This is a genomic window from Dyadobacter psychrophilus, assembly GCF_900167945.1.
Lineage (GTDB): Bacteria > Bacteroidota > Bacteroidia > Cytophagales > Spirosomataceae > Dyadobacter > Dyadobacter psychrophilus.
In genome coordinates this window covers 716,580-740,792 of record NZ_FUZA01000002.1, presented here as the reverse complement: position 1 = coordinate 740,792, position 24,213 = coordinate 716,580, and the positions used below count along the sequence as shown (strand labels likewise).

The following is a 24,213-nucleotide window of genomic DNA, read 5'->3' as shown; positions in this document are numbered from 1 at the left end:
TTCAATGCTTTTCTCAATATTATTAACCTCAGATTTACCCGTCCTCGCGATCAAAAACCAAAATGTAATCGTTTACATTTTATTGCAAAAAAATATTCGCGCTCCTTTGCTAATGGCTGCCTTACATTCCTTTCAACTTAAAACCACACGAGTTGCGGACTATGAGTTCAGTCTTCAAAACAATGCTGACGAATGGCCTTGTCGGATCCGCAATCCGCTGATGCAGCAGTTCGATCGTAATCCTTCCAATTTCAAAACCTGACTGGCGCACCGCGGTAAGCGGTGGGTTAAGGGACATCGCCCAATACATATCATCAAAACCAACAATCGCAACCTGTTCAGGGATTTTCAGCCCTCTGCTATGGATTGTTTCAAGGGCTCCCAGCGTAAGCAGGTTGTTCGATGTAAAGATCGCAGTTGGCGGATTGGACATATCCAGCAACTGCGCCGATAGCTCCACCCCACTTTTATGATCCGAATTGCGGCCCACGATGATGTCCCTATCGATTGCAATACCATATTTATTCAATGCCGCCTCATATCCCGAAATCCTCTCTATGGTGGTCGGGATCAATGTATTGCCAGAGATATGCGCAATGCGAGTATGTCCTACATTGATCAAATGCTCAACTGCGTCAAACGCTCCCTGGTAATTATCGACCTTTACCACATCCAGATCCATATTGGCCAGCCCCCTATCGATACAAACCACCGCGTAACCTTCTTCTACCAGCTCTTTTACATATTCATTCATGCCCGGGAAGGGCGCCACAATGAACGCATCAACGGATTCTGACTTTAATATCTCAATGTAAAATTTCTGGCGTTCTTCATTTTGAGAGAAGTTTCCAATGACGATTGCAAAATTTTTAGCATATGCATATTGCTCAATGCCTCTTATTATATCGACGTAAAACGGATTTTGGATATCCGGAATCAGTAATCCAATGAGCTTGCTGGCTCCCCTCGTCGTCCGCAACCGCTGCGCAACCCGGTTCGGCCGGTAACCCAGCTGCTTGATCACTTTCTGAACACGCAATTCAGTTTCACCCTTCACGACCGTCTTGGAATTGATTACCCGTGAGACGGTTGCAGTAGAAACGCCAGCCTTATCAGCAACTTCTTTAAGACTAACACCCTTCTGACCTGCCATATCAATTTATGTAAACGATTGCAACAATATTAAATGTAAATTTTCAAATAAAAAAATATAATCTAACTATTTGTGCTTTCAATACCAATAAAACCCGCCATTCACCCCATTATTGGCACTTTACTTATAATTTTATGCAAATTCTTTTGTTATTTATGTAAACGTTTACATTTTTACAGTCCAAAATACAGTTTATGCTGTCTCAGATTTTACCTAACCCTAACCAGTTTTCTATTCTATGAACTCGCCTTTACATGTACTGGATTACTGCATCATTCTTGTGTTCCTGCTGGGCAGCCTTGGATTCGGTCTGTATTTTGCCAAAACCCAGAGAACAACCCAGAATTATTTTCTTGCAAAAGGAAAAATCCCTTCCTGGGCCTTGGGTATATCTTTGCTGGCAACATTAATCAGCAGTGTTACATTTCTGGCGTATCCGGGGACGGGCTACTCGTCCAACTGGATCCTTCTCGTACAAGGATTGATGGTGCCCATTGTGCTGCTTGTCGTTATCTGGTTCATCGTGCCGCTTTTCAGAAAGGTCATTAACCTTAGTACTTATGAATATTTCGAAAGGCGCTTCGGCATCTTCGCACGTTATTACAGTTCTATTGCGTTTGTTTTAAGGCAGTTTTCGGGAATGGGAACCGTGTTTTTCCTGTTGGCCATTTCCTTGGAGAAGATGACGAACATTGATACGGTTACCATCATTCTGGTGGTTGGCTCACTTATCATTATCATTAATTTGTTAGGTGGAATTGAAGCCGTGATCTGGCTTGACGTTTTCCAGGGATTTATGCTCTTTGCCAGTGGAATTATCTGCATCAGTGTATTGCTATTTTCAGTGGAAGGGGGCCCAGTCGAGGTCTGGAGGGTCGCGTCGCAAAACAACCGGACCGGCTTTGGCCCCTACGAATGGAATCTGACGAAATTAACTTTTGTCGTGATGGCGATCAATGGTGCTTTTTATGCGGTTCAGAAATATGCCACTGACCAGACTGTGGTGCAGCGTTACCTAACGGCGAAAACGGACAAATCAGCTATCAATGCATCGTTGCTGGGAATTTTGCTCACAGTGCCGGTGTGGACGTTATTTATGTTTATCGGCACCGCGCTTTTTGTATTTTATAAACAAAATCCCATCCCGTCCGACTTGCGTGCAGACGCGGTTTTCCCCTATTTTATTATGACTCAACTGCCAACCGGCGTCGTAGGCTTGATCCTGTCGGCCATGATTTCCGCCGCAGTCTGCAGCCTGAGCGCCGATCTGAATTCACTGGCTGCGGTCGGTGTGGAAGATTATTACAAAAAATTCAGCCCGGGGAAAACGGATAAGCAATATCTGTATGCCTCAAAAGTCATTGTGGTCATGTCTGGCATAATTTCCGTAGGAATTGCAATGCTCTATCTCAATGCTGGAGACGAGGGAGTTCTGGGCATTGTTTTCACATTGTATGCTATTTTCTCGGGCGGGATTGTAGGGATATTTTTGTTGGGATTATTTAGCGCAAGAGCTAATAATCAAGGGATTAATATTGCAATTGCCACTTGCATTTTATTCACATCGTACGCATTTCTAACGTCCACGCCGATTGGCCTCGGTGACAACAAACGTCTGCTACTGGATATGGGAGCATTGAATTTTACCCACCATAAACTTATGTTAGGCGTTTATAGCCATCTCATCGTGATTGGTGTCGGTTACGTGGCCAGTTTGTTTTTTCCAAAGCCTGTACTCGATAAAAGACTTTTATACAGCGGCTGGCGGGAAATTAGCAAACAAACAAAACAGGAATTTATTGCATAATTTAATTGATGAACTGATCCATCATTCTGCCGGCTACGGATCCACAATCCGCAGCTTCGACTTACAACTATCAAACCTACCCCTTCCCACAACATCAATGTTTTTTTAAAAAAGACTTTGGATTTCTCCATTGGTTCCATTTACTTTGAAAAACAAAGTACTTTTAAATTACCTCCACTTTGCAAAAAGATATACCATACGTATTCAGGCGTCTTAGTTTAGCACTCCTGGTCTTTTATTGCCCGATGACGGTCTTCTCCCAAAGCCGGGTTACCATCAGCGGCTTTGTGAAAGAGCTGACGAGTCATGAACTGCTATCCGGTGTAGATGTATATGTGGCCGGCACGGCTAATAATGTTGTCACCAACGCTTATGGATTTTACTCGCTTACGGTATTCACCAACCTTACCATCGCCTTGACCTGGCGGTGCGGTTTCACAAAAAACTGAAACGCTATGAACGAACGTGGGAGATCAGCATATACAATGCCTACAATCGCCGAAACCCGTTTTTTTACAATATAGATGCATTTGAACACTGATTTTCACTACTATCACTTCCATCACAGCATAAACATGCAGGACGATAATCCATTTGCAGAACCAGCAAGGGTTTACACAAACTTCACCGGCGGAATCGGCGTATTCGCCGCATATAACCAGACTCAGCAAATCATAAAAAATTGAACTCATGATGTTGGAAATCAAAAATTTATCAAAAACCTATCGGAATGACAGATCGGGTGGAATGGTTCAGGCATTAGCGGAAATAACCCTTGCCATACCCAGAGGCATGTATGGTTTGCTAGGCCCAAATGGAGCCGGCAAGTCTACATTTATGCGCATTCTGGCAACGTTGCAGGAGCCGGATTCCGGAAGTATAAGGCTTGGCGACATTGATGTTGTCAATCAGAAAGACGAGGTGCGTAAGACCCTGGGTTATCTGCCGCAGGAGTTTGGCGTATATCCTAAGGCAAGAGCGGAAGAATTGCTCGAATATTTCGCCGTATTAAAAGGTTTTTCAAGCCGGAAATCCCGGAAAGAGGTGGTTGAAGCACTATTACGCAAGACCAACCTGTGGGATGTGCGCAAGCAAAGGCTGGGCGGGTATTCAGGCGGAATGCGGCAACGCTTCGGTGTAGCTGTGGCGCTCCTGGGTAATCCCAAACTCCTGATCGTTGATGAGCCAACTGCCGGCCTGGACCCAGCCGAGCGTGTCAGGTTTCTTAATCTGCTCAGTGAACTGGGCGAAAACAGTGTTGTGATCCTATCCACGCACATTGTAGAGGACGTGTCCGAGCTCTGTACCAACATGGCTATCATTAACAAAGGAAGAATATTACTTGAAGCGCAACCGCTGCAAGCCGTATCCATCCTCAAAGGGAAGATCTGGCGCAAACTCATCGACAAAAATCAGCTGCCCGGTTTAGCGAATGACCACCGGATCATTTCAACGAAATTACTTAGCGGACGTACAATGGTACACGTTCACAGTAATGAGGCTCCTGGCAGCGGCTTCGAGCAGGTTGAACCCAGTCTGGAAGATGTCTATTTCAGTGCTGTGGCTGAAAACAACGGATCTGCCCCCACACCCAAATACGACCAGCGATCATGAAGTTTTTAGAGATCCTCCGTTTCGAATTTGCTTATCAGCATCGTCGTCCGTGGCTGTGGGTATTCTCCGTGGTAGTGCTTGTCCTCTCGTTTTTAATGACCAGAGACGGATCTGTATCCGAGGTGCTATACGCTGACTTTTTCCTTAATTCTCCCTTCTCCATTGCCATCACTACGGTTTTTGGCGGTTTAATATGGCTTGTAATAGCTGCCTCAGTGGCAGGAGAAGCGGCGGCAAGGGATGTGGCGTCACGCATGTATCCCCTCATTTATACGTCGTCGGTCGGCAAAGCTGATTACCTCGGAGGACGCTTCCTCGCTGCTTTACTGGTGAATGCTTTCGTGCTGCTTTTTGTTCAGGCGGGCATCCTATTGGGAGTCTATCTGCCCGGCGTCGATCCCGAACTGATCGGCCCTTTCCGCCCGGCTGCATTTTTTACGGCCTATATCTTCATTTCGCTTCCCAATGCGTTCGCTGCAACGGCGATTCAATTTTGGCTGGCGGGACGAAGCGGTCGGGTTATGGCGGCGTATCTGGGAAGCTTTTTTATCATTTTTATGGGTTTTTTTGTGGCTTCGCTGCTGCTTTTCAAGCGTAGTGTGGGAACGCTGCTGGACCCGATTGGCATTCGCTTCCTTGTTGAAGACATAGCTCATTTGTGGACACCCATTGAAAAGAATACCCGTTTGCTAGCATTGGAAGGGCCTTTGCTGACCAATCGCCTCGTGTGGCTCGGCATTGGTCTCCTTGTCATTCTCCTTACTGTGCTGGGTTTTCGTTTTGCGCACCGGGCGGGCAGTCGCATGCGCAACCCGTTCAGTACATTCGCTATGGAAGCGGACTTGCCGGTGAACGCCGATATGGGCGATCCAGGGAAAGCGAAATTAGTCGAAGATCTCCCGCGGAGCTTTGGATTTGCCTTTCATGCACGGCAGACATTGGCTGTTGCCTCGGCTTCATTCCGGTCCATTGCAACGAGCTGGGCAGGTCTGACGATCTTACTATTCATGCCTTTGCTTGCTATGCTGGTTATTATGGACCAGATGGGCGCGATGGGCACCCCGATCTTACCCACGACTTCACGTGTTACTGCGGAATTGACTGGTTCCATGTCGGATGAGCTCAATCGCTGGGTGGTCGTTCCGTTCTTGATCATCTTCTTCGCGGGAGAACTCGTATGGCGTGAGCGCGACGCCGGCATGAATGAAATGACCGACACTATGCCTGGTTCGGACTGGCCACTTTTCCTGGGCAAGTTCCTGGCGATCGCCACGCTGCTCGCGATGTTCATGGCCGCGCTGATCACAGCTGGTGTACTTTCCCAGCTCTTCATGGATTATCATGATTTCCAGATTGGCTTATATCTGAAAATCATGTTTGGCTTGCAGTTAGGCGAGTACTTACTTTTTGCGCTCCTGGCGTTGGTCGTGCATGTGGTGGCAGATCAAAAATACATCGGGCACCTGGTCGCTATTCTATGCTTCGTATTCATCGCTTTGCTGGCCGGAATGCTCGGAATTGAGCACAATTTTCTAATCTATGGAGCCGGCCCCAAATGGTCTCACACGGAAATGATCGGTTTTGGAAACTCAGTCGGGCCGTGGTTGTGGTTCAAACTGTACTGGGCGGCCTGGGCTGTGCTACTTGCAGTTATCGGGAGACTGTTATGGGTAAGGGGTATGGGAAAAAATTTGGCCGCAAGACTGCGGATCGCACGTTTTCGCCTGAGGCGTTCAACGATATGGGCGGGAAGTTCTGCTCTTGCGCTTATGCTCATTTTCGGAGGTTTTATTTTTTATAATACCTATTTTTTAAATAAATACCTGACGCCGTCCGATGTAAAACAACTCCAAGCTGAATACGAAAAGCAGTACAGACAATATGCAGGTAAACCCCAGCCAACGCTGACCTCCACCAGATTACATGTTGAAATGTACCCTGAGCAACGGGTCATTACCATTCAGGGCACCTACACATTGGTCAACACCCACACACAGCCAATTGACTCGATCCATATCGCCACTGCAACAGGCGCTGTCCAAATCGAAAAGTTGAACTTTGACCAAAAAAATAGGTTGTTCATCGTGGACAATCCGCACGGTTTCCGGGTTTACATCCTGGATAAGCCACTGGCAGCCGGAGACACCCTGCAGATGAATTTCAGCTTACGGATTGCACGCCGCGGCTTTGGCAACGAAGGGATCGATCCGGCTTTGACCGAAAATGGCAGCTATTTTACCAGTGAGCATTTGTTCCCATTTATCGGCTATCGGCGGCAACGCGAACTGATCGGCAGCGCAGATCGTAGAAAGTACGGACTTGAACCGCGCCCGGTGATTGCATCATTATATGAATATGAAGGTCAAGCGCCGGGTTCACGCGGCGGCGGCATCGCTTTTGAAGCGGTAGTAGGAACCAGTAAGGGCCAGGTGGCCGTGGCGCCGGGTGCATTGCGCCGAAGCTGGACCAGGGGCAACAGAAATTACTTCCATTATAATACGGACGCCCCGATAGGCAGCGAATGGGCTTTCTTTTCCGCGCATTTTGCGGTTCATAAAGTGCAGTTGCATGCCGACACGCCGGAAAACGATATCAACATCCGGATTTACCATTATCCTGCGCATGCCGCGCATGTGAAGCGCGTGGCGCGGAGTGCGCAAGCTGCTCTGGATTATTACATAAGTCAATTCGGTCCCTATCCTTACCGTCACCTGACGCTCGTTGAGCACCCCGGGGCGCGCGGCATTGGCGGGCACGCCGATGCCGGCCTGATCTCTTATGGTCAGGGCTTTGCATACTGGACTCCGCAGGATGACGACAAGAGCCTCGACTTCCCTTACTTTGTAATCGCCCATGAGGTGGCACATCAATGGACATTGCCATACGCTGTGGTGGAAGGTTTATCTTTTCTGAGTGAAGGACTTGCAACTTACTCCGCACTGCAGGCGGTGAAAGCCTCGCGGGGTGAGCAGCAGCTTAGCCAGCTCTTGCAACAGCTTCGGGAACACCATCCGCACGCGCCAATACGCCGGGGCGAGCCCTTACTTCGCGCATTAGATCCCTATCTCGGTTATCGAAGAGGCCCTTTCGCGATGTACGCCCTGAGCGAATACATTGGCGCGGAAAAGGTAAATGGCGCGCTTAGGGTTTTGATCAAAAAACATGACGCCCCCTCGGCCCCGCTTGCTACAACACTGGATCTGTACCGCGAGCTCAAAGCGGTCACCCCGGACTCATTGAAATACCTTTTACACGATCTGTTTGAGGTTAATACTTATTGGGAATTTAAAACGGAGCGCGCTGCGGCCAGGCAGACTAATGCAGGCACCTGGGAAGTTACATTGAATGCCCAGGCGCGTAAAACTGTGTACGACAGCGCAGGCGTAGTAACCGAGCCTCCAATGATGGACTGGGTACAGGTTGGCGTCTTCGCCGATGGCGACGCATTAGATAAACCGCTTCAAATCAGCATGCATCGCGTCCAATCCGGCCAGCAAACGATAAAGGTGACCGTACCCTTTAAGCCAGCCCGCGCAGGCCTGGATCCCTACCACCTGCTCGATTGGGAACAGGGATATGGTAATAATATTCAGGATATTAAGAATTAAAGAAGCAACTCAAAGCCTTTCTTGCCAAACTCCTCCTATCCATATTATGTGGCCTAAAACGCAGCTGCCAGACTCAAACATATGGATTCGACTTAATTTGTTCTGGCATGTATATAACTTTTTTTTAAGAAGCTCGTTAGTCTGACTCATATCAGTTAATAAAACAGTTATATATAATTAATTTTAATACAGGAGGTAACACAAATGTCAGAGAGCATTAATCTTCAGGCAGAAATCGTTGCGTTAATGCGTCGTCACCAGGAGATATTAAATAATTTTGATTCAGAAGCGATAGAGCTTCGCAAGCGACTCGCGGCCAGGAATTTCAGACGGATCGAGTCACTTGGCGATGACACCAGTTTCTTGACAAAAGCCAACCTGATGCGTAAACAGTTTCTGCAAGTACAACGCTTTAAAGTAAGACTGCAAAAAAAACGGGTGGAGCTGCTTCTACAACACGCAGCCGAATTGAAAGAGTTGAAATTGAAGTGGTCAAAATCCCGCTAGACCAACTGATAACTTCCCAGAAAACGCTTGACCTCCGTATCGTCTGATATGTCGACATGCAGCCCTTTACGTGAAAAAACCAGTTAGCACCATTTGGTTCGTATATACCCAAAGTCTTTCAATTGCTTAATTGGCTCCTGCAATTAATGGTTCGGCCGTCCATGTTCAGCAAATATATATGATCGCTAATGCCTAGCACATCTCGATAATAGTGATCTGTAACCCTTCCTGAACAGCGAAGATAATACCCGCTGTCAACGGTGGGCTTGCTAAAAAATTCAGGTAACAACTTCGGTAAAGGACATTTTGCGCTACATCATAGCACGGATATATTAACATCACAATTGAAATGTCTCTAATCAATGACATTAACTTGTATTGCAGGGAAAATAAAATTCGCCAGATCGGCAAACGAATTATCGTGGCACAACATTTCATGATAATCGGAGAAGAAGTAAACGGTGATGCTCTTTGGCGCTCATTAAGAAAGAGCCAAATCAAAATAAGCCTTGCTACCGTCTACTCCACATTGAACTGGCTCTATGAAGCAGGTTTAATTGACAAAAAAACTACCATTGAGAGGAAGAATTTGTTTGTTTTGAAAGGCTGTCCTGATAAAGCCCGATAGCTGCTGCGCGATCTATGCTGAGCGCCGCATGTTGTTCAATATCGAACAAATAGAGCGACCGCGAACAGTAATCGCTTATTTTGAAACTACATAAACGCCTCAAAGAGAAATAGTTAATTTGTGGCATAATATTCTTATGGGGTTAAAGCAATACGACCTTTCAGCCGGTAGCCATCCATCCAAATCATTTATGCTATGAATCATTTACAAAGCATTTTTACTGCGTTGCTTGTTTTGCCCCATGTACTGCTTGCGCAAAAGACGATATCAGAAAGCTCAACCTATCTCAACCAGAAATTCCCCGGAGCGGTGCCCACTGTGTTTGCCCCAGGTTTAATTTCCTTGAAAGACCACTATGAATACGGATCGGTGTTTTCGAAAGATGGAAAGGAATTCTATTATGCAGTTATTATTAATGAGAAGCCGCAAATCCGGTACAGCTATTTCGCGAATAATACATGGACATCACCCAAAACGGTCATTGGCAGCGATAAATATGAATATAATGACCCATTCCTGTCCGCTGATGGAAAGGGATTATTCTTCATTTCGGATCAGGCAAAAGATGGGAAAGGCGATAAGAAAGATTTTGACATCTGGTACCTGGAGCGGGAAAAAGACGGCTGGTCACAAATCCCTGTCAATGCTGGCACCAGTATTAATACCGGAAAAAATGAATATTATATGTCATTTACACAAACCGGTAAAATGTATTTCTCTTCGAATGGCGGCACCGACCAGGCTAGCGATAAAAACTATGATGTTCGTTCATCCCTTTTTTCAAAAAGCGGATTTACACCTTCAATTAAGTTGGGAAAAGCTGTAAATACCGAGCATTATGAAGCAGACGTTTTTGTTTCTCCGGATGAGCAGTATATAATTTTTTGCTCCGAACGTCCAGGCGGCCTGGGAAAAGGTGATCTCTACATTAGTTTCAAAAGTAAGAGTGGCGAGTGGCAAAATGCAAAAAACATGGGTAAGGAGGTCAATACCGAAGGATACGAATTTTGTCCTTTCGTCACAGGCGATGGCAAATATCTATTCTTTTCGCGCGATGGGGATATCTTCTGGATGTCAGCTAAGCTTATCGATTCCCTGAGATAACCGGAAAATGGCTGAATGTCCGCTTGACAATTTGGTAGTAATAAAGGCAGATATAATAGAATTTATTTTACAAAAAATGGGGTGCTTATGAATTAATTAGCTTTATTATCACTAATTTCCTTGATGTAACGGTGCAGTCACCTGGCAGAATCCAGTTAAAACTCGATAAACCCTTCCACCATTGAATGCCTCTATGAATGAAGCTCTATATTAAATACATGGTCAGTTTGCGGTGCAAGATGATGGTGGCCGAAGAACTGCAAAAGTTAAACATTCCTTTTACCGTCCTTGACCTGGGAATGGTAGACATTACCGGTGATATACTACCCGGCCAGCTGGCAGCATTTAAATCAAACCTGCTTCAATCAGGCTTGGAACTGATGGATGACAAAAAGAGTATCCTGATTGAGAAAATCAAGAATCTTGTCATCCAAATGGTTCACTACTCAGATGAACTGCCGCGAGTGAACCATTCCGAATACATTAGCGAGCAACTGGGTTACGATTACACCTATCTGGCCAACATATTCTCGGAGGTAAAGGGCATTACAATTCAGCAGTTTATCATCATTCATAAAATCGAAAGGGTGAAAGAATTGATTCTATATGACGAGCTGAACCTGACGGAAATCTCACACAAACTGCATTATAGCAGTGTTGCCTATCTGTCGAACCAGTTCAAACACATAACCGGTCTGTCTCCCTCCTTTTATAAACAATTAAAAGGCAAAAGAAAGAACAATCTGGAAAATGTGTGAATGTTACAACTAATTCGACATTAAGTATAACACTACCTGACCGCACTCGAGTCATATTTGTATTGTGAAAATTTCTTCACAGTATATATATGATACATGAAAACATCTTTCTTCAACATTCTGACAGTTACTTTCCTATCGATCTTTGCTATTAATTTTAGCTATGCTCAGACGGTGCCCAATTTCGGCGTCGCAGACCGTTTTGCTCTTTACACCTCGGTCGGGGAATTTGCCAATACCGGCACTACAACCGTAACGGGTGACATTGGCACGGGAGTAGGCGTCCAAACGGGCGATGCGATTACGGTCACCGGTCAAACTCATTTCGCAGATGTTACCGGAGTTGCCGCAGCCACTGACGTTGCTGCGGCCTATGCCCTGCTTGCCAGTCCTACCATTAATCCATGCGATTTTTCGCTAAGCTCAACAATCACGGACGGCACGGTATTGCTACCAGGTATCCATTGCAGCACAGCTGCAACTTCTCTCACGGGTAATCTGACCCTGAATGGCGATGTGGATGCCATTTTTATCATCAAGATCAATGGCGCATTTTCCGTTAATGCACCTGCGGCCATTATCCTTACAGGGGGGGTCTTAGCCAAAAACGTTTACTGGCAAGTTGGCGGCGCATTGAATCTGGCTGCGGGAGTTAGTTTTATTGGTAGCGTGGTCAATGACGGTGCTATATCGCTTGCTTCGGGCGCTACGCTTTCAGGCAGGGCCTTGTCTGTTGCTGGAAAAATTTCCCTTAACAATAACATTGTTTCAAATGCAGAGGTGTCGCTTCCTGTAACACTGGTTAGTTTTGAAGTGAAAAACGGCGAGAATGCTTCTGCAATGCTTACCTGGGCTACGACTTCGGAAACCAACAGCGACCGTTTCGAAATCCAGCGCAGCCAGAATGGAAAGACCTGGATCAAGATCGCAAGTGTGTTATCGAGTGGTGATAGCAAGCAGCTTCTCTCCTATTCTTTCGTGGATCTGACTCCTCGCCCGGGCAATAATTTGTACCGCTTGAAAATGATTGATAAGGACGAGACCTTTGGTTTCAGTCGCATCAGAAGCATTAACTCACAATTGGACAACAGGACGGCACTTTATCCAAATCCTGCTATCGACCGCTTAACGGTGCTTACAAGCGATCTGGATCAGATTGAGCGTGTGCAATTTATGGATGTGGCGGGGAAATTAATTCTGGATCAAAAACGCGCCGGTTCTTCTCATGTGATTTCAGAATTCAATATCAATAATTTCCCAGCCGGACTTTATATCGTTAAGGTAACATTTGCGGACGGATCAGTGGATGGTACTAAAATAGTGAAGAAATAGTCGCTCTCCCAAATTCTTTAGATAGGTGTAAGCAGCTATATGCACACTAATTTAATTAAATCCTCCCAGCCTAAATATCCCCCATCGATGATCACGTTTCACAACTTATTATTAGGTCACAGAGATAGAACCAATGCCGTTATCGGCAAATATGTAGATAAATATAAAACCTCCGGCGATGCCATTACAGTTATGATATGGAATACATTCGTGCTGGAAAATGCCCGGGACGTCATCGCCGAACTCACACAAAGTGGCGCAGAGGTTTTTCATCAGGCGATTATCAATAAAATCAAGCTTGAAAGTCGGGATTATGAAGCGATAAGGGAAGTTAACTTGGACGCAGCTTCTAAATATCAACAGGAACTTAAAGCACTTTTTGATCGAATCAGCTGAAAATTTATCCTAGGAACAATCATTGTTTAATTTACGTGCACATTTCACTCCATTACCAGCCAGGTGTAGCCATTCGCCGGAATTTTTACTGTCAAGTCCACTTGATAGTCGCGTCCGACATTGTAACTTTTGCCAGCGCCTTCCTTTTCCCTGATCCGGACAGTTGCATGCTGGCCTGAGTAATAAACAGGCAGCTTAATGGAGCGTGTAATGTCTTCCTTCAATGGATTATAGAGCATGACAAGTCCTTTATGTTTCAATTGCGGATCTACGTGCATGATCCCGTCCCAATCCCGGCCATCGGCGCGGCGAAGGTGGATAATGTCGGCATTCAGGATGTCGCGGTATTTTTTATACCAATCAATCACCTTAACGACCGTTTTACGTGTTTCTTCTGTGTCGTACAGCCTCGGCCCGCGGTAACAGGCCTGGATGCCGGCGCCATAATACTGCACCATCAGCTGCTCGTATGCGTCCAAATGTTCGGAAAGCGGTTCGAGGACTGCATCCGCATTGCCTCCCTGATATTTAGTAAGCGGCACAAATCCCCAGACCATCGAGGGCGTCTCATTCCACATAGCGTCGTAGATATTCTGGCGGTTGAGTATTTTTTGCTGATCACGTGACAATGAGAAATTCACTTCGCGGTAGCCGATCCCCACTTTGTTTGTTCCGTCCAGAAAATACCAATCGGGCGCGTTGACATAAATCCCGTTTTCATTGCACCAGTGATATAATCCTTTTTGCAATTCCATCTGCCGCCATTGCGAATCATGCAGGCCGTCATGCCCCGGGTGTGTGGTTGAGGCGCAGACGTCGCCCGGGTAAGGGCCGTCATTTTCAAAAATATTAAAGCCGGTATAGGCCATGAATTTCTTCAATTTTTGCAAATACCCCAATCCCCATTGACTGCCCATGCACGGCGCATTCCCAAAAAACGCACCGCCCGGCTTGCCCGTTTTCGGATCGATCACGTCGTCTTCATCACTGATTTTCCTTGAACTGAAAAGCGAATAACTGCCAATCTGCACCTGCTTATCGTGCGCATAGTCAGCCAGTTGCTTCCACTTTTGAAGATTTGCAGCCGACGTGTCTTCCATGTTACAATGACTGCCAAAACTCAAAATCAAAGCTTCATAACCTGTTGCGGCACATTGATCAATGGCAGTTTTCACTTCCTGGTCATTTTTGCTGACCAAATGCATGAAAATCGGGTTGGATGTGGTCCAGGGTGCGATGGTGCGATACATTTTGCGAATGGCGAGGCCTTTGCGTTCGCGGTCATAGTTATCTTGCAAAAGCTCATAAGTCCGGATGGATTCCAATTCCCCACCCTTTTTTAAAACTACGCCCATATCAATTTTGGGATGCACTTCGAGCAGGCAGGGCGTTTGAAATTCATAATTTACTTGCGAAGTGTAGGCTTTGTCCACCTTCCAATGCGTCGCCTGGTCGCTCAGCGGATAGCGCATGGCATTGTTAAAGGCGAAGTTATTTTCCACATAAATGCCATTTGGTTTGGCCATTTTTTCCGGACTTCCTACCACGGCACTCTCCTCTTCTACCACCGCCAAAATCTCATTCACTACCTGGTTTACCGTCACCATCCCGGCAGCATTATTTGCAATAGTTACCCACTTGCTGATTAATGGAATGCCATCAAACACCGAATAATGCACTTGCACATCCAGATCCTTAAATTGGCTTAAACTGGATTTAAAATGAAATGTAATCGTCTTCCCGGTCGGCATTTTAGACGAACCGGTCCACATGGATGTTTTCCAGTTCAGCGTATTTTCGATGTCCTTCACCGCATATCTGGTGAAATGAAAAGCGCTGTCCGAGCTCGTAAATTTGTCAACCCATTCCGGTAGCAAGTAACCATTCTCTTTCTGGCCATATAAGCCCCCGATGTTGTATTCTTTTCCGTTCAATGTCAGGCGCGCTTCTGCTTTTACGGCACGCAGAAGCTCCTGTCCATTACTTAAATTTTTGAAACCAATGCAAGCCAGATCGGGTGAAATGCGGAAAGTTCTTTTTATCAAACCATTATATAACACAATGTCCTTCCCGCCCTGCGTTTTGTAAATTTCAGCCTTTCGGGCAACCGGTTTGATAAGCCAGTCGTCTGGCTTTTTCGAATCAAATTCTGCGTTCCATTGCGGTAAGTTTTGCGCTGGTGCAGCATGAAAAAGGCTTATAATCAGGTAAATGAAGAAGAATAAGATGAATTTGGGCGCAAGCATGCATCGGTAAGGTTAGGGAAAGATCTATTACAAATCGTGAATATACAATGCAACCGGGAAGTTGATTACATCTGCCGCTCGGCTTGCAGCTTGATAATGTAATTGGAAGGGCTCACCCCAAATTGTTTTTGAAAATCCCTGGAAAAATTGGTTGGGACGCTGTATCCGACCATATCTGCGACTTCATTGATCTTGTATTTATTTTCGGCAAGCAGCTCGGCGGCGCGTTTCAGGCGTGACAAGTTGATAAGCTCGTTGGGGGTCATATCAGAGATGCCTTTGATCTTTCTATACAGGGTCGGTCGGCTCATGTTCATCAGCGAAGAGAGCAGGTCCACGTCCAGGTTATTATCCGCAATCCGCATTGAAATGATGGCATTGAGTTGTTCAAGGAAATTTTTATCCGCCTTTGTAAATGCAATCCCTTTAATGTGCGTTAAAGGCGACCGCGCAAAATATTCCTTGATAATGTTGCGGTTATTGATCAGGTTGGAGATCTGCGCCGCAAGGTGGTCAAATGAAAACGGCTTTTCAATGTACGCGTCCGCGCCTACTTCCAGCCCTTCGATTTTGGAATTGATCGAATTTTTTGCGGTCAGGAGAATGATGGGAATGTGGCTGAACCGCACGTCGTGCTTCATTTCACGGCAGAGCTCGATGCCATCCATAACGGGCATCATAATGTCGCTGATCACCAGATGCACATTTTCGCGCTGCATCACTTCAATTGCCTGCTGACCGTCCATGGCGCGCATGACGTGATAAGCAGCACTCAGCTCGCGGCTCAGGTAATTGAGGATTTCCACATTGTCCTCCACAACCAGAATAACAGGTTTGGCAGGATCTGCGGCTTCGTCCTGTCCTTCATTCAAAAAATATTCGGTTTGCGCACCTTCATCCTCCCCTTTCAGATCCATTTCGTAATCCTGATGAATTGGCAGCGAAAGCAGAAATGTGTTCTGACCGGCAACCTGATGTTTGAGTTCAAGCTTGCCTTTATGCAATTCCGCGAGCGAGCGCGCCAGCGGAAGGCCTATGCCAGTCCCTTGCTGCTTCTGGCTGGACTCCTTTCTGAAAAACGGTTCAAAAACTTTGTCGCTGTCTTCATCACCAATCATTAATCCGTCATTGCTGAATTCAATGTGAAAAAGCAAATCGTCGCTGTTGAATGGCAAAAGCTTGACACGCACCAGATTATCCGCGTATTTAATCGCATTGTCGATCAGGTTGCTCATGATCTTTTTGCAAGCCTCAATGTCTACGTAAGCATTTAATGTAATGCGCGGAAGCTCAATTTTGTAGGCCACGTTCTTCTGTTCTGCGGCGGGTTTGAATGTTACAAACACATCGCTAAGCAGTTCATTAATGTCGGTTTTGGTAAAATTCAGGCTAAAATTATTGGCTTCCGCTTTTCGGAAATCAAGCAGCTGATTCGTCAGGTCAATGAGCCGGTTAGCATTTCTGTTTATCATATTCAGGTTTTCAAAAGTCTCTGCACTGGCATGCTCATGGGCCAGGAGTTTGTCGAGCGGCATTTTTATCAATGTCAGCGGGGTTCTGATCTCGTGGGCGACGTTGGTGAAAAAATCGATTTTGGCATTATAGATCTCGCGCTCCTTTCCAATCTTGATCGCCTCGATTTCGCGCTTGCTTTTTTCACCCACGGCCAGGTGATAATAGCGAAATACAGTGATCGCGATTCCCGCAATAACCGCGAAATACAGCATATAAGCCCATATTGTGGCCCACCACGGAGGCAGCACATCAATGTTCAGCCGCGTTTCCCGGCCATTCCAAACCTGGTCGTTGTTGGAGCCCTTGATCCTTAACACATAATGACCCGGCGGGAGTTTTGAAAAAGAGATTTTTTTGCTGTTACTTAATGTAATCCATTGCGGTTCAAGCCCCTGCATCTGATATTTATAACTATTCATTTCAGGGATTACATAACTGAGTGCGGCCACGTCGAAGCTCAGGCTCGAACGGTCATAGGGCAGCTCGATCTCTTTGGTATAAATGGGCGACTTCGTCAGCGGCGAGTTTTTCTCATCCATACGCAGCTCCTGGTTATTGGCCTGGATACCCGTAATGTAAACCGGCGGCACATAAGTATTTTCAGTAAATGATAACGGTTTGAAGCTGATCAACCCCGCCACAGTTCCAAAAAACAAGGTTCCGTCGTCGTTTTTAAAGGACGAATTATAGTTGAACTGTTCGCTGGGAAGTCCGTTTGCTTCGGTATAATTGGTGAATTTGCCCGTTTTCGCATTCAGCATGGAAAGGCCCCGGGATGTTGAAATCCAGAAGTTCCCTATATCATCTTCCAGCACGCGAAAAACCTGGTTATCGGGCAGACCGTTTTCAATGCGGTAATTTTTGAATGCTTTTGTTACCGGGTTATATCTGGACAATCCATGTTCTGTGCAAAACCAAAGATCGCCGTCTTTACTTTGAAAAAGGCTGTTGATGTAGTTATCCAGCAGTCCGCCATGCTTTCCGGCAACATATCGTATCCTTCCTTTTTTGTTTGTTTTTGGGTTAAAATAAAAAACCCCGCCTCCATAGCTCGCCACCCAAAGTGTGCCTTCCCGATCCTCGTGAATGCTTTGGACCTGGGTATTCACAAAATCAATGGGTGAAAAATCGTCGGTTTTCCGGTTGTATTTAAATAACCCCGACCAAGTTCCCACCAGAATGTCTGATCCGCGGGTTTTGTAAAGGGTTACCACGAAGTTACTGCCAAAGGAATTGGGTAAGTTCGTCGTGTAATGCCGCTCAACTTTGTTTGTCTTCAAGTCCATCACATCCAGACCGTGCTCATAAGTCCCGATCCATAATTTGTCGCCGTCGGCAACGAGCCCGTGCAGGTTTCGGTAAGCAATGCTGCCCTTTTTCCCGTCGGGTAAAAATGCTCTGAATTTTCCTGTTGTAGGATCCAGCTGATTCAGGCCTGCGTCCTCGGTGCCCACCCAAAGCTTGCCGTATTGATCTTTGGTAATTTCGTGGACGAGGTTGCCGCTGATACTGTTGCCGGGCTGCTGAAAGTATTTTCGAAAACGGTTGAATTCTGAGGAATAATAATTGACCCCGCCAAACTGGGTCGTAACCCAGATCCCGCCTTCCCGATCCTTAAAAATAGCATTGATAATGTTGTCAGTGATCGAATAAGGATTGTACTTTTCCTTCACGATCTGCTCCATTTTCTTTCTTTTCAGGTCCAGAATATACAGTCCGGACTCTGAGCCAAGCCAATATTCGTCTTTACCGTTTTGGAAAAATGTATGAATGTAAATATCGTCCTTTTGTCGGGTTTGCTCGGAAATATCGGTAATGCCGCCTGTTTTGTAATTAAAAAGCAGCACCCGTTTCATATTTCCGATCAGCAAGGCAGAGTCAGAAACTGAGTGCATGCGCGTGTTGGAAAAAATCTCATTAACACGCCCCGAAAGGTTGTATTCAGCAACATGGGCCGTCTTGGGACTGTGGCAACGGATAATGCCGTTGCTATGTGCAACCCACACTTTTCCGCTGGCGGCCATGTGAATGGACACCGTGTTAGCCGCATCGGGAATTGATTTTACAGTGCCTTTTTTGGAATCAAACCGGTAAAGCTGGTTATCCGAAATGATCCAGACTCTTCCTTCCTTGTCGCCCCTGATCGTGCGCACTTCCCCGCTACGTATAAGCTTGAAGGGTTTGAACTCGTCCACGACGGGATCGTAAATGTATACGCCCTTATGCGTGCCGATCCACAGCTTTTCGTTTCCATCCTCAAAAATGGAGAAAACCGAGTTGCTGCCCAGGCTCGTTGAATCGCCCTGCTTACTGGTGAAAATCTTGAATGTTGTGCCGTCAAACCGGTTGAGCCCGTTGCGGCTGGCGATCCAGATAAAACCTTTTTTATCCTGGATAATGTCCCCGGTTGCATTGCCCGAAAGGCCATCGGAAACCTGGTAATTTTTGAAATAATAATCCCCGTTCTGGCCCATGCAGGCCAAAGCAAAAAACAAGCAGCAAACAGTCGTAAACAGATTTTTCACACAGCTTATTGAAGGCGCCTGCCGCCATGCAGACCTGGTTTTGCTTAAACACATTTATAAATATATCCCTGTAAAATCATTGCTGATTTATAAAAATCAATGTTGAGACATTTTGATCTAAAATTGAGACGCACAGATCATTCCATTAATTAGCAAAGCAGGAACTTCGCAACACTTTAAATTAATACAATTTATTAATCAGATAGTAACAAGTACGGACCTAACTAATCCGGTTAAACAACAATTTTAATGGAAAATAATTTGTACAAACGGGCAAAAGCTGCCGAAAAACCAAAGCTGATGCGCAGGTCTGCAAAGGCTGCGTGGGCAATGCTTTTCGGCATGTTCGTTGTCTTGTCGGGTGTGGCACAGGCCCAGACCGGCACTTCAATTTCGGGTAAAGTTTCCGATAAATCAGGCGCTTTGCCCGGGGTTTCGGTTATTGAAAAAGGAACATCTAACGGAACCACAACGGATGCCGAGGGGAAATTCACATTGCAACTTTCGACAGGCGCCAAAGCGCTTACGGTTTCCAGCGTAGGTTATTTGGCTCAGGATGTGGATGTAACAAACAAGTCAAATGTGGAGATCACATTGGCAGAAGATCAAAAAACCCTTAATGAAGTGGTCGTGATCGGATATGGATCTTTGAACAAAAGAGAAGTTTCGAGCGCGATCACGCACCTTTCTTCTTCGGACCTGCTTCGTGTGGGAAGCAACAACCCGCTGATGGCGATCCAGGGAAAAGTGGCCGGACTTTCGGTAACGAACACGTCCAGCGCGGATCCTAACTCCTCGCCTAACATTCAGCTGCGCGGTGCTTCTTCACGCAGCGCAGGTTTGGGGCCATTGTATGTCATCAACGGAATTCCGGGTGGTAACATTGATAACATTAACCAGAATGAGATCGAATCCATCGACGTGCTGAAAGGCGGTGCGGCTTCTGCCATCTACGGAACGCGCGGAAGCAACGGGGTGATCGTGATCACAACCAAAAAAGGCTCGGCCGAATCGCGCTTGTTCTATGACGGTTACACGACTTTCGACTATCTGACCAACCAGCTTGAAGTGCTTTCAAAAGACCAGTTTCTGGCAAACAAGCGCGGGGTCGATTTTGGCGGAAACACAAACTGGATGAAGGAAGTGAGCCGTCAGCCATCGTTTTCGCACAAGCATACATTGCAGTTTTCGGGTGGAAATGGCAAGACGAATTATTTCAGCTCGGTCGATTTCCGGGATGCACAAGGCATTGACCTTCGTGCCGGGAAAAGAGAATATGGTGGCCGCGTGAACATTAACCACACGACTGCCAATGATATGTTTGCATTGACATTTAGTGTGGCACCGCGTTATGCCAAAACAAGCGACGCTGATTACAGCGGATTCAATTATGCATTGACATTGAACCCGACGGTTTCAGTTCGAGATTCTGCGGGTCGTTACAACTACATCAACTCCGGATTTTTTGCCAATAACCCTGTTGAAAACGCTAAAACCGTGATCCGCGATTCGGAAATTAAATATCTGGACTTGAACGGTTCTGCGAAATGGAACATTCTGCAAAATCTGAACACGACTGTGACATTTGGAGAAGTGAGCAAATCGACGCGCAGATATTGGTTTACGCCATCCACCAACACAACAGTTGTTAACGGAAACAAGCGCAATTCCGCGAGGCAGTATCTGGACGACAACGATCAGAAGAGTTTGGAATGGTTGGGAAATTATTTCCTGGATCTGGACAAACATTCGATCAAATTGCTTGCGGGTTACTCTTATCAATATTTTACCAACTCCGGTTTTGATGCTGCCAACGAAAAATTCCCATCCGATGTGCTTTCCTATAATGGCCTCGGAACGGGATTATGGAACCTGGAAGAAGGCGTTAATGGGGTTGCTTCATACAAAAACACTGCGAAGCTGATTGCGTTCTTCGGCCGTGTGAACTACGATTTTGACCAGAAATACTACGTGTCTGCCAGTCTTCGCCGTGAGGGTTCTTCCAAATTCGGTTATGACAACAAATGGGGATATTTCCCAGCCGCATCGCTTGCATGGCGCGTGACGCAGGAAAGCTTTCTGAAAGACATTCCCTGGCTGAACGAATTAAAAGTGCGCGCCGATTATGGTGAAACGGGTAACCAGGATTTTGACAGTTATAAATCGCTTGATACATACGGCGGTTATGGATATTATCCTTACAATGGCAGTCCTTACCAGGTTTGGGGTCCCAACCAAAACACCAACTACAACCTTCGCTGGGAAAAAGCGATCAACTTCAATGCGGGTGTGGATTTTGAGCTTTTCAGCAGCAAGATCAATGGTAGTTTGAACTATTATGTGCGCACCAACAAGGATCTGTTGGGTAACTACAATGTGCCTAACCCGCCAAACATTCAGGGTCAGACATTTGCCAACGTAGGAACAATGCGCAATACGGGTGTGGAGTTGCAGTTGAATGCAGCGGTTGTAAACAAAGGCGATTTCAGCTATAACCTAGGCATCACCGGCGCATGGAATGACAACAAATTTGTTTCGTTTTCTAATGATCTGTACAAAGGACAAAAGTTTGTTGACGTTGTGGGCATGCCTGCACCGGGAAGCCCTGGAACATTGCAGCGTTTGCAGGAAGATCAGCGGATAGGCGGTTTTTATGCGCTTAAATCGGCGGGTGTAAATGACAATGGCGCATTGCTGGTTTACAACAGAAACGGGGACATTGTGCCTGCTAATGAAGCCAACAATGATGACAAGCAGTTTGTAGGAAATGGTCTTCCCAAGTTCACAACCGGGATTACCAACTCATTCAAATACAAAAACTGGGATCTGAGCGTGTTTCTGCGCGGCACATTTGGCTACAAGCTTTTCAACACGTATGCTTTCTATCTGGGAACACCGGCTGCTCAGGAAAATGCCAATGTGCTTACTTCGGCATATGACGGCAGCAAATATTCCAAGCTGACCAGCACTTCCACTTACTCGTCGCTTTCGGACTACTTTCTGGAACCGGGCGGTTTTTTGAAAATCGACAACATTACGCTAAGCTACACGCAGCCGCTGAAAACCAAATTTATGCAGTCGGCGCGAATTTATGCGACGACCAGAAACCTGGCGACATTCACCAAGTTCACAGGCGGAGATCCCGACCTGATCCAGGTGAACGGACTTTACCCGGGCGTTCGCACTAATGGCGACAACAACGGCACGCTGGATTACTATCCTTCGACGACTCAGTTGCTGCTGGGCTTACAACTTACATTCTAATAAGCTGACCTAATTCAAAAATGAAAAGGAATCAAATTTCAAAATATATGCTCCGGTTTGCTGCCTGTGCGCTGCTGTCTGTAACGGCGGGCTGCACCAACCTGGACGAAGAATTATACGACCGGATCACCTCAGAAAACTTCCTGCAAACGCGTGATGACGTAACGCGGGACTTTTTGAGGGCGTTTGAACACAGTTACTGGAGCATTCAGGGCGGAAGCACATTTATGCTGCAAGAGAACAGTTCGGATGAAATGATGACGCCGAACCGCCAGGGCGACTGGTTTGACGGCGGACAGTTCCAGCGCGTGCATTACCACACCTGGACTCCGCAGGACGGCTATACGAGCGATGCCTGGAACGCACTTTACGGAGGCGTAACGCTGGCAACCAACTCGCTGGAAGATCTGGAAGGCATTACCGATCCATCCAAATTTGAAATGACGCGTGAAGAGCTGGACGGCATGATCGCAGAATTGAAAGTGCTCCGCGCCTGGCTAAACCTTCGTTTGCTGGATTTTTACCGCAACATTGTTATCGTTACCAAAGTAAAAGGCCAGACCGAAGGCGGCGTGCAGTCTACTCCACAGGAATCATTTGCTTTCATTGAGCAGGAGTTAAAAGACGCGCTTCCGAAGCTTTCGACCAACACAACATTGGGCGATAATGTAAGTGGACGCTGGACCAAAGGCAGCGCGGCTGCATTGCTGGTCAGGCTTTACCTGAATGCAAAGGTTTACACAGGAACAGATCGTTTCAAAGACTGCGAAACGCTTGCGCAAGAGATCATTGATGGGAAATATGGCTCCTATGCATTGGAAACGCGCTGGGATGCACCATTTGATTATACTAACCCCACTTCCAAAGAAACCATGTTCGGTTTCCCCGGCAGCTTTGCACAAACGCACTGGCAGTATGACGGCGGAATGTATTTCTGGATGCTGCCAAACCTGGCACCAAGCTATTTCGGATTCACCGACTTTGGCAACGCGAACCCTAAATATGCCATGCAGCCTGGACGCGATGTCGACAGTGTTGAATACAGCTTTACGTTGGGAAAACCATTTATCAAATTCCAGAAATACAAGGATGATCTGCGTTTGAAAAAATACAAAAACCTGGGTGGCAGCAAGCGTGAGGGAATGTTCCTTTACGGATATTTGCCTTACAAAAATCCAGCGGGTAAACAGGACACAGTAAGAGGTTTCAAAGGCCCTTATCCCCTGTTCCTGCGTGATCAGGTCGGTAAATTTCTGGATGCAAAACCAGGAACCAAGATTGCCGACAAGGTTTCCAACATGAACAATGCGGATAACAACTCGGGCCTTTATCCGGTGAAATATCCTTACTACCCAAGTGATGATCCGAACAAGATTTCTTCGGCTTATGCAGAAATCCGTTTTGCAGAGATCTATTATTCTTTGGCTGAATGTAAATATCGCGCAGGCAACAAAGCGGCAGCGGCAACATTGCTGAACACCGTCCGCAAACGCAATTATCCAGCCGGCTCACCGAGCCTTTACAAAGCCAACGGCGCCGAGCTTACCGACCAGGAAATGCTAGATGAATGGATGCGTGAATTCCTGGCGGAAGGCCGAAGAAGAACAGATCTGATTCGCTGGGGTGTATTCAGCACGGGAACCTGGTGGGATAAAAAGCCGGATGGCGACAACCACACGGACATTTTCCCGATCGGACAAAATGTGCTGAACTCTTCACCACAATTGAAGCAAAACCCTGGTTACTAAAATTTATT

At 46.4% G+C, this 24,213-nt stretch carries 15 protein-coding genes; 12 read left to right on the top strand and 3 right to left on the bottom strand.

The features are described 5' to 3' along the window. Positions 1–121: 121 nt before the first annotated feature. Positions 122–1,153, bottom strand: coding sequence for a LacI family DNA-binding transcriptional regulator (locus B5X68_RS10155; protein WP_082214571.1), 1,032 nt, complete (start codon positions 1,151–1,153; stop codon positions 122–124). A 238-nt stretch (positions 1,154–1,391) separates the two neighbouring features. Here B5X68_RS10155 and B5X68_RS10150 point away from each other — a divergent pair, with 238 nt between their 5' ends. From B5X68_RS10150 to B5X68_RS10100, 10 genes are all read left to right on the top strand, one after another. Further along, positions 1,392–2,960, top strand: a complete 1,569-nt coding sequence (locus tag B5X68_RS10150; protein ID WP_082214570.1) for a sodium:solute symporter family protein — start codon at positions 1,392–1,394, stop codon at positions 2,958–2,960. A gap of 179 nt (positions 2,961–3,139) precedes the next feature. Beyond that, positions 3,140–3,409, top strand: a complete 270-nt coding sequence (locus tag B5X68_RS10145; RefSeq protein WP_141110260.1) for a peptidase associated/transthyretin-like domain-containing protein — start codon at positions 3,140–3,142, stop codon at positions 3,407–3,409. Positions 3,410–3,650: 241 nt separating this feature from the next. Beyond that, a complete protein-coding gene (locus tag B5X68_RS10135) occupies positions 3,651–4,574 on the top strand; it encodes an ABC transporter ATP-binding protein (protein WP_082214567.1) in 924 nt (307 codons plus the stop codon). Beyond that, positions 4,571–8,182 carry an ABC transporter permease/M1 family aminopeptidase gene (locus B5X68_RS10130; protein WP_082214566.1) on the top strand — a complete coding sequence of 1,204 codons (3,612 nt, stop codon included), beginning with the start codon at positions 4,571–4,573 and terminating at the stop codon, positions 8,180–8,182. Before B5X68_RS10135 ends, B5X68_RS10130 begins: the two co-directional genes overlap by 4 nt. Positions 8,183–8,386: 204 nt before the next feature. Further along, the gene (locus B5X68_RS10125) at positions 8,387–8,689 is read left to right on the top strand and encodes a hypothetical protein (RefSeq protein ID WP_082214565.1); all 303 of its coding nucleotides are present in this window, start codon (positions 8,387–8,389) and stop codon (positions 8,687–8,689) included. A gap of 349 nt (positions 8,690–9,038) precedes the next feature. Further along, a complete protein-coding gene (locus B5X68_RS10120; RefSeq protein WP_082214564.1) occupies positions 9,039–9,317 on the top strand; it encodes a transcriptional repressor in 279 nt (92 codons plus the stop codon). A gap of 195 nt (positions 9,318–9,512) precedes the next feature. Further along, the gene (locus B5X68_RS10115; RefSeq protein WP_082214563.1) at positions 9,513–10,421 is read left to right on the top strand and encodes a TolB-like translocation protein; all 909 of its coding nucleotides are present in this window, start codon (positions 9,513–9,515) and stop codon (positions 10,419–10,421) included. A gap of 197 nt (positions 10,422–10,618) precedes the next feature. After that, the gene (locus B5X68_RS10110; RefSeq protein WP_082214562.1) at positions 10,619–11,179 is read left to right on the top strand and encodes a helix-turn-helix domain-containing protein; all 561 of its coding nucleotides are present in this window, start codon (positions 10,619–10,621) and stop codon (positions 11,177–11,179) included. A 96-nt stretch (positions 11,180–11,275) separates the two neighbouring features. Further along, positions 11,276–12,511: an ice-binding family protein gene (locus B5X68_RS10105; RefSeq protein ID WP_082214561.1), complete on the top strand. Its 1,236-nt coding sequence runs from the start codon at positions 11,276–11,278 to the stop codon at positions 12,509–12,511. A gap of 87 nt (positions 12,512–12,598) precedes the next feature. Then, positions 12,599–12,907 (top strand): hypothetical protein, encoded by a 309-nt coding sequence (locus B5X68_RS10100; protein WP_082214560.1) that lies wholly within the window; start codon positions 12,599–12,601, stop codon positions 12,905–12,907. 44 nt (positions 12,908–12,951) lie between these two features. Here B5X68_RS10100 and B5X68_RS10095 read toward each other — a convergent pair whose 3' ends face one another. Together B5X68_RS10095 and B5X68_RS10090 are read right to left on the bottom strand one after the other, a co-directional pair. Then, entirely contained in the window at positions 12,952–15,153 is a 2,202-nt protein-coding gene (locus B5X68_RS10095; RefSeq protein WP_082214559.1) for an alpha-galactosidase, read from the bottom strand. A 65-nt stretch (positions 15,154–15,218) separates the two neighbouring features. After that, positions 15,219–19,193, bottom strand: a complete 3,975-nt coding sequence (locus B5X68_RS10090) for a hybrid sensor histidine kinase/response regulator transcription factor (protein ID WP_229208357.1) — start codon at positions 19,191–19,193, stop codon at positions 15,219–15,221. Positions 19,194–19,442: 249 nt separating this feature from the next. On the opposite strand from B5X68_RS10090, the gene B5X68_RS10085 reads away from it, so the two are divergent. After that, the gene (locus B5X68_RS10085) at positions 19,443–22,457 is read left to right on the top strand and encodes a SusC/RagA family TonB-linked outer membrane protein (RefSeq protein WP_082214557.1); all 3,015 of its coding nucleotides are present in this window, start codon (positions 19,443–19,445) and stop codon (positions 22,455–22,457) included. A gap of 20 nt (positions 22,458–22,477) precedes the next feature. Further along, complete coding sequence (locus B5X68_RS10080) at positions 22,478–24,205, top strand: RagB/SusD family nutrient uptake outer membrane protein (RefSeq protein ID WP_082214556.1); 1,728 nt, start codon at positions 22,478–22,480, stop codon at positions 24,203–24,205. Positions 24,206–24,213 lie beyond the last annotated feature (8 nt).

Bases quoted from the DNA above. Each gene is read 5' to 3' on its own strand.
- B5X68_RS10155 (WP_082214571.1), bottom strand. From the start codon at position 1,153: ATGGCAGGTCAGAAGGGTGTTAGTCTTAAAGAAGTTGCTGATAAGGCT.
- B5X68_RS10150 (WP_082214570.1), top strand. From the start codon at position 1,392: ATGAACTCGCCTTTACATGTACTGGATTACTGCATCATTCTTGTGTTC.
- B5X68_RS10135 (WP_082214567.1), top strand. From the start codon at position 3,651: ATGATGTTGGAAATCAAAAATTTATCAAAAACCTATCGGAATGACAGA.
- B5X68_RS10130 (WP_082214566.1), top strand. From the start codon at position 4,571: ATGAAGTTTTTAGAGATCCTCCGTTTCGAATTTGCTTATCAGCATCGT.
- B5X68_RS10125 (WP_082214565.1), top strand. From the start codon at position 8,387: ATGTCAGAGAGCATTAATCTTCAGGCAGAAATCGTTGCGTTAATGCGT.
- B5X68_RS10120 (WP_082214564.1), top strand. From the start codon at position 9,039: ATGTCTCTAATCAATGACATTAACTTGTATTGCAGGGAAAATAAAATT.
- B5X68_RS10115 (WP_082214563.1), top strand. From the start codon at position 9,513: ATGAATCATTTACAAAGCATTTTTACTGCGTTGCTTGTTTTGCCCCAT.
- B5X68_RS10110 (WP_082214562.1), top strand. From the start codon at position 10,619: ATGAAGCTCTATATTAAATACATGGTCAGTTTGCGGTGCAAGATGATG.
- B5X68_RS10105 (WP_082214561.1), top strand. From the start codon at position 11,276: ATGAAAACATCTTTCTTCAACATTCTGACAGTTACTTTCCTATCGATC.
- B5X68_RS10100 (WP_082214560.1), top strand. From the start codon at position 12,599: ATGATCACGTTTCACAACTTATTATTAGGTCACAGAGATAGAACCAAT.
- B5X68_RS10095 (WP_082214559.1), bottom strand. From the start codon at position 15,153: ATGCTTGCGCCCAAATTCATCTTATTCTTCTTCATTTACCTGATTATA.
- B5X68_RS10085 (WP_082214557.1), top strand. From the start codon at position 19,443: ATGGAAAATAATTTGTACAAACGGGCAAAAGCTGCCGAAAAACCAAAG.
- B5X68_RS10080 (WP_082214556.1), top strand. From the start codon at position 22,478: ATGAAAAGGAATCAAATTTCAAAATATATGCTCCGGTTTGCTGCCTGT.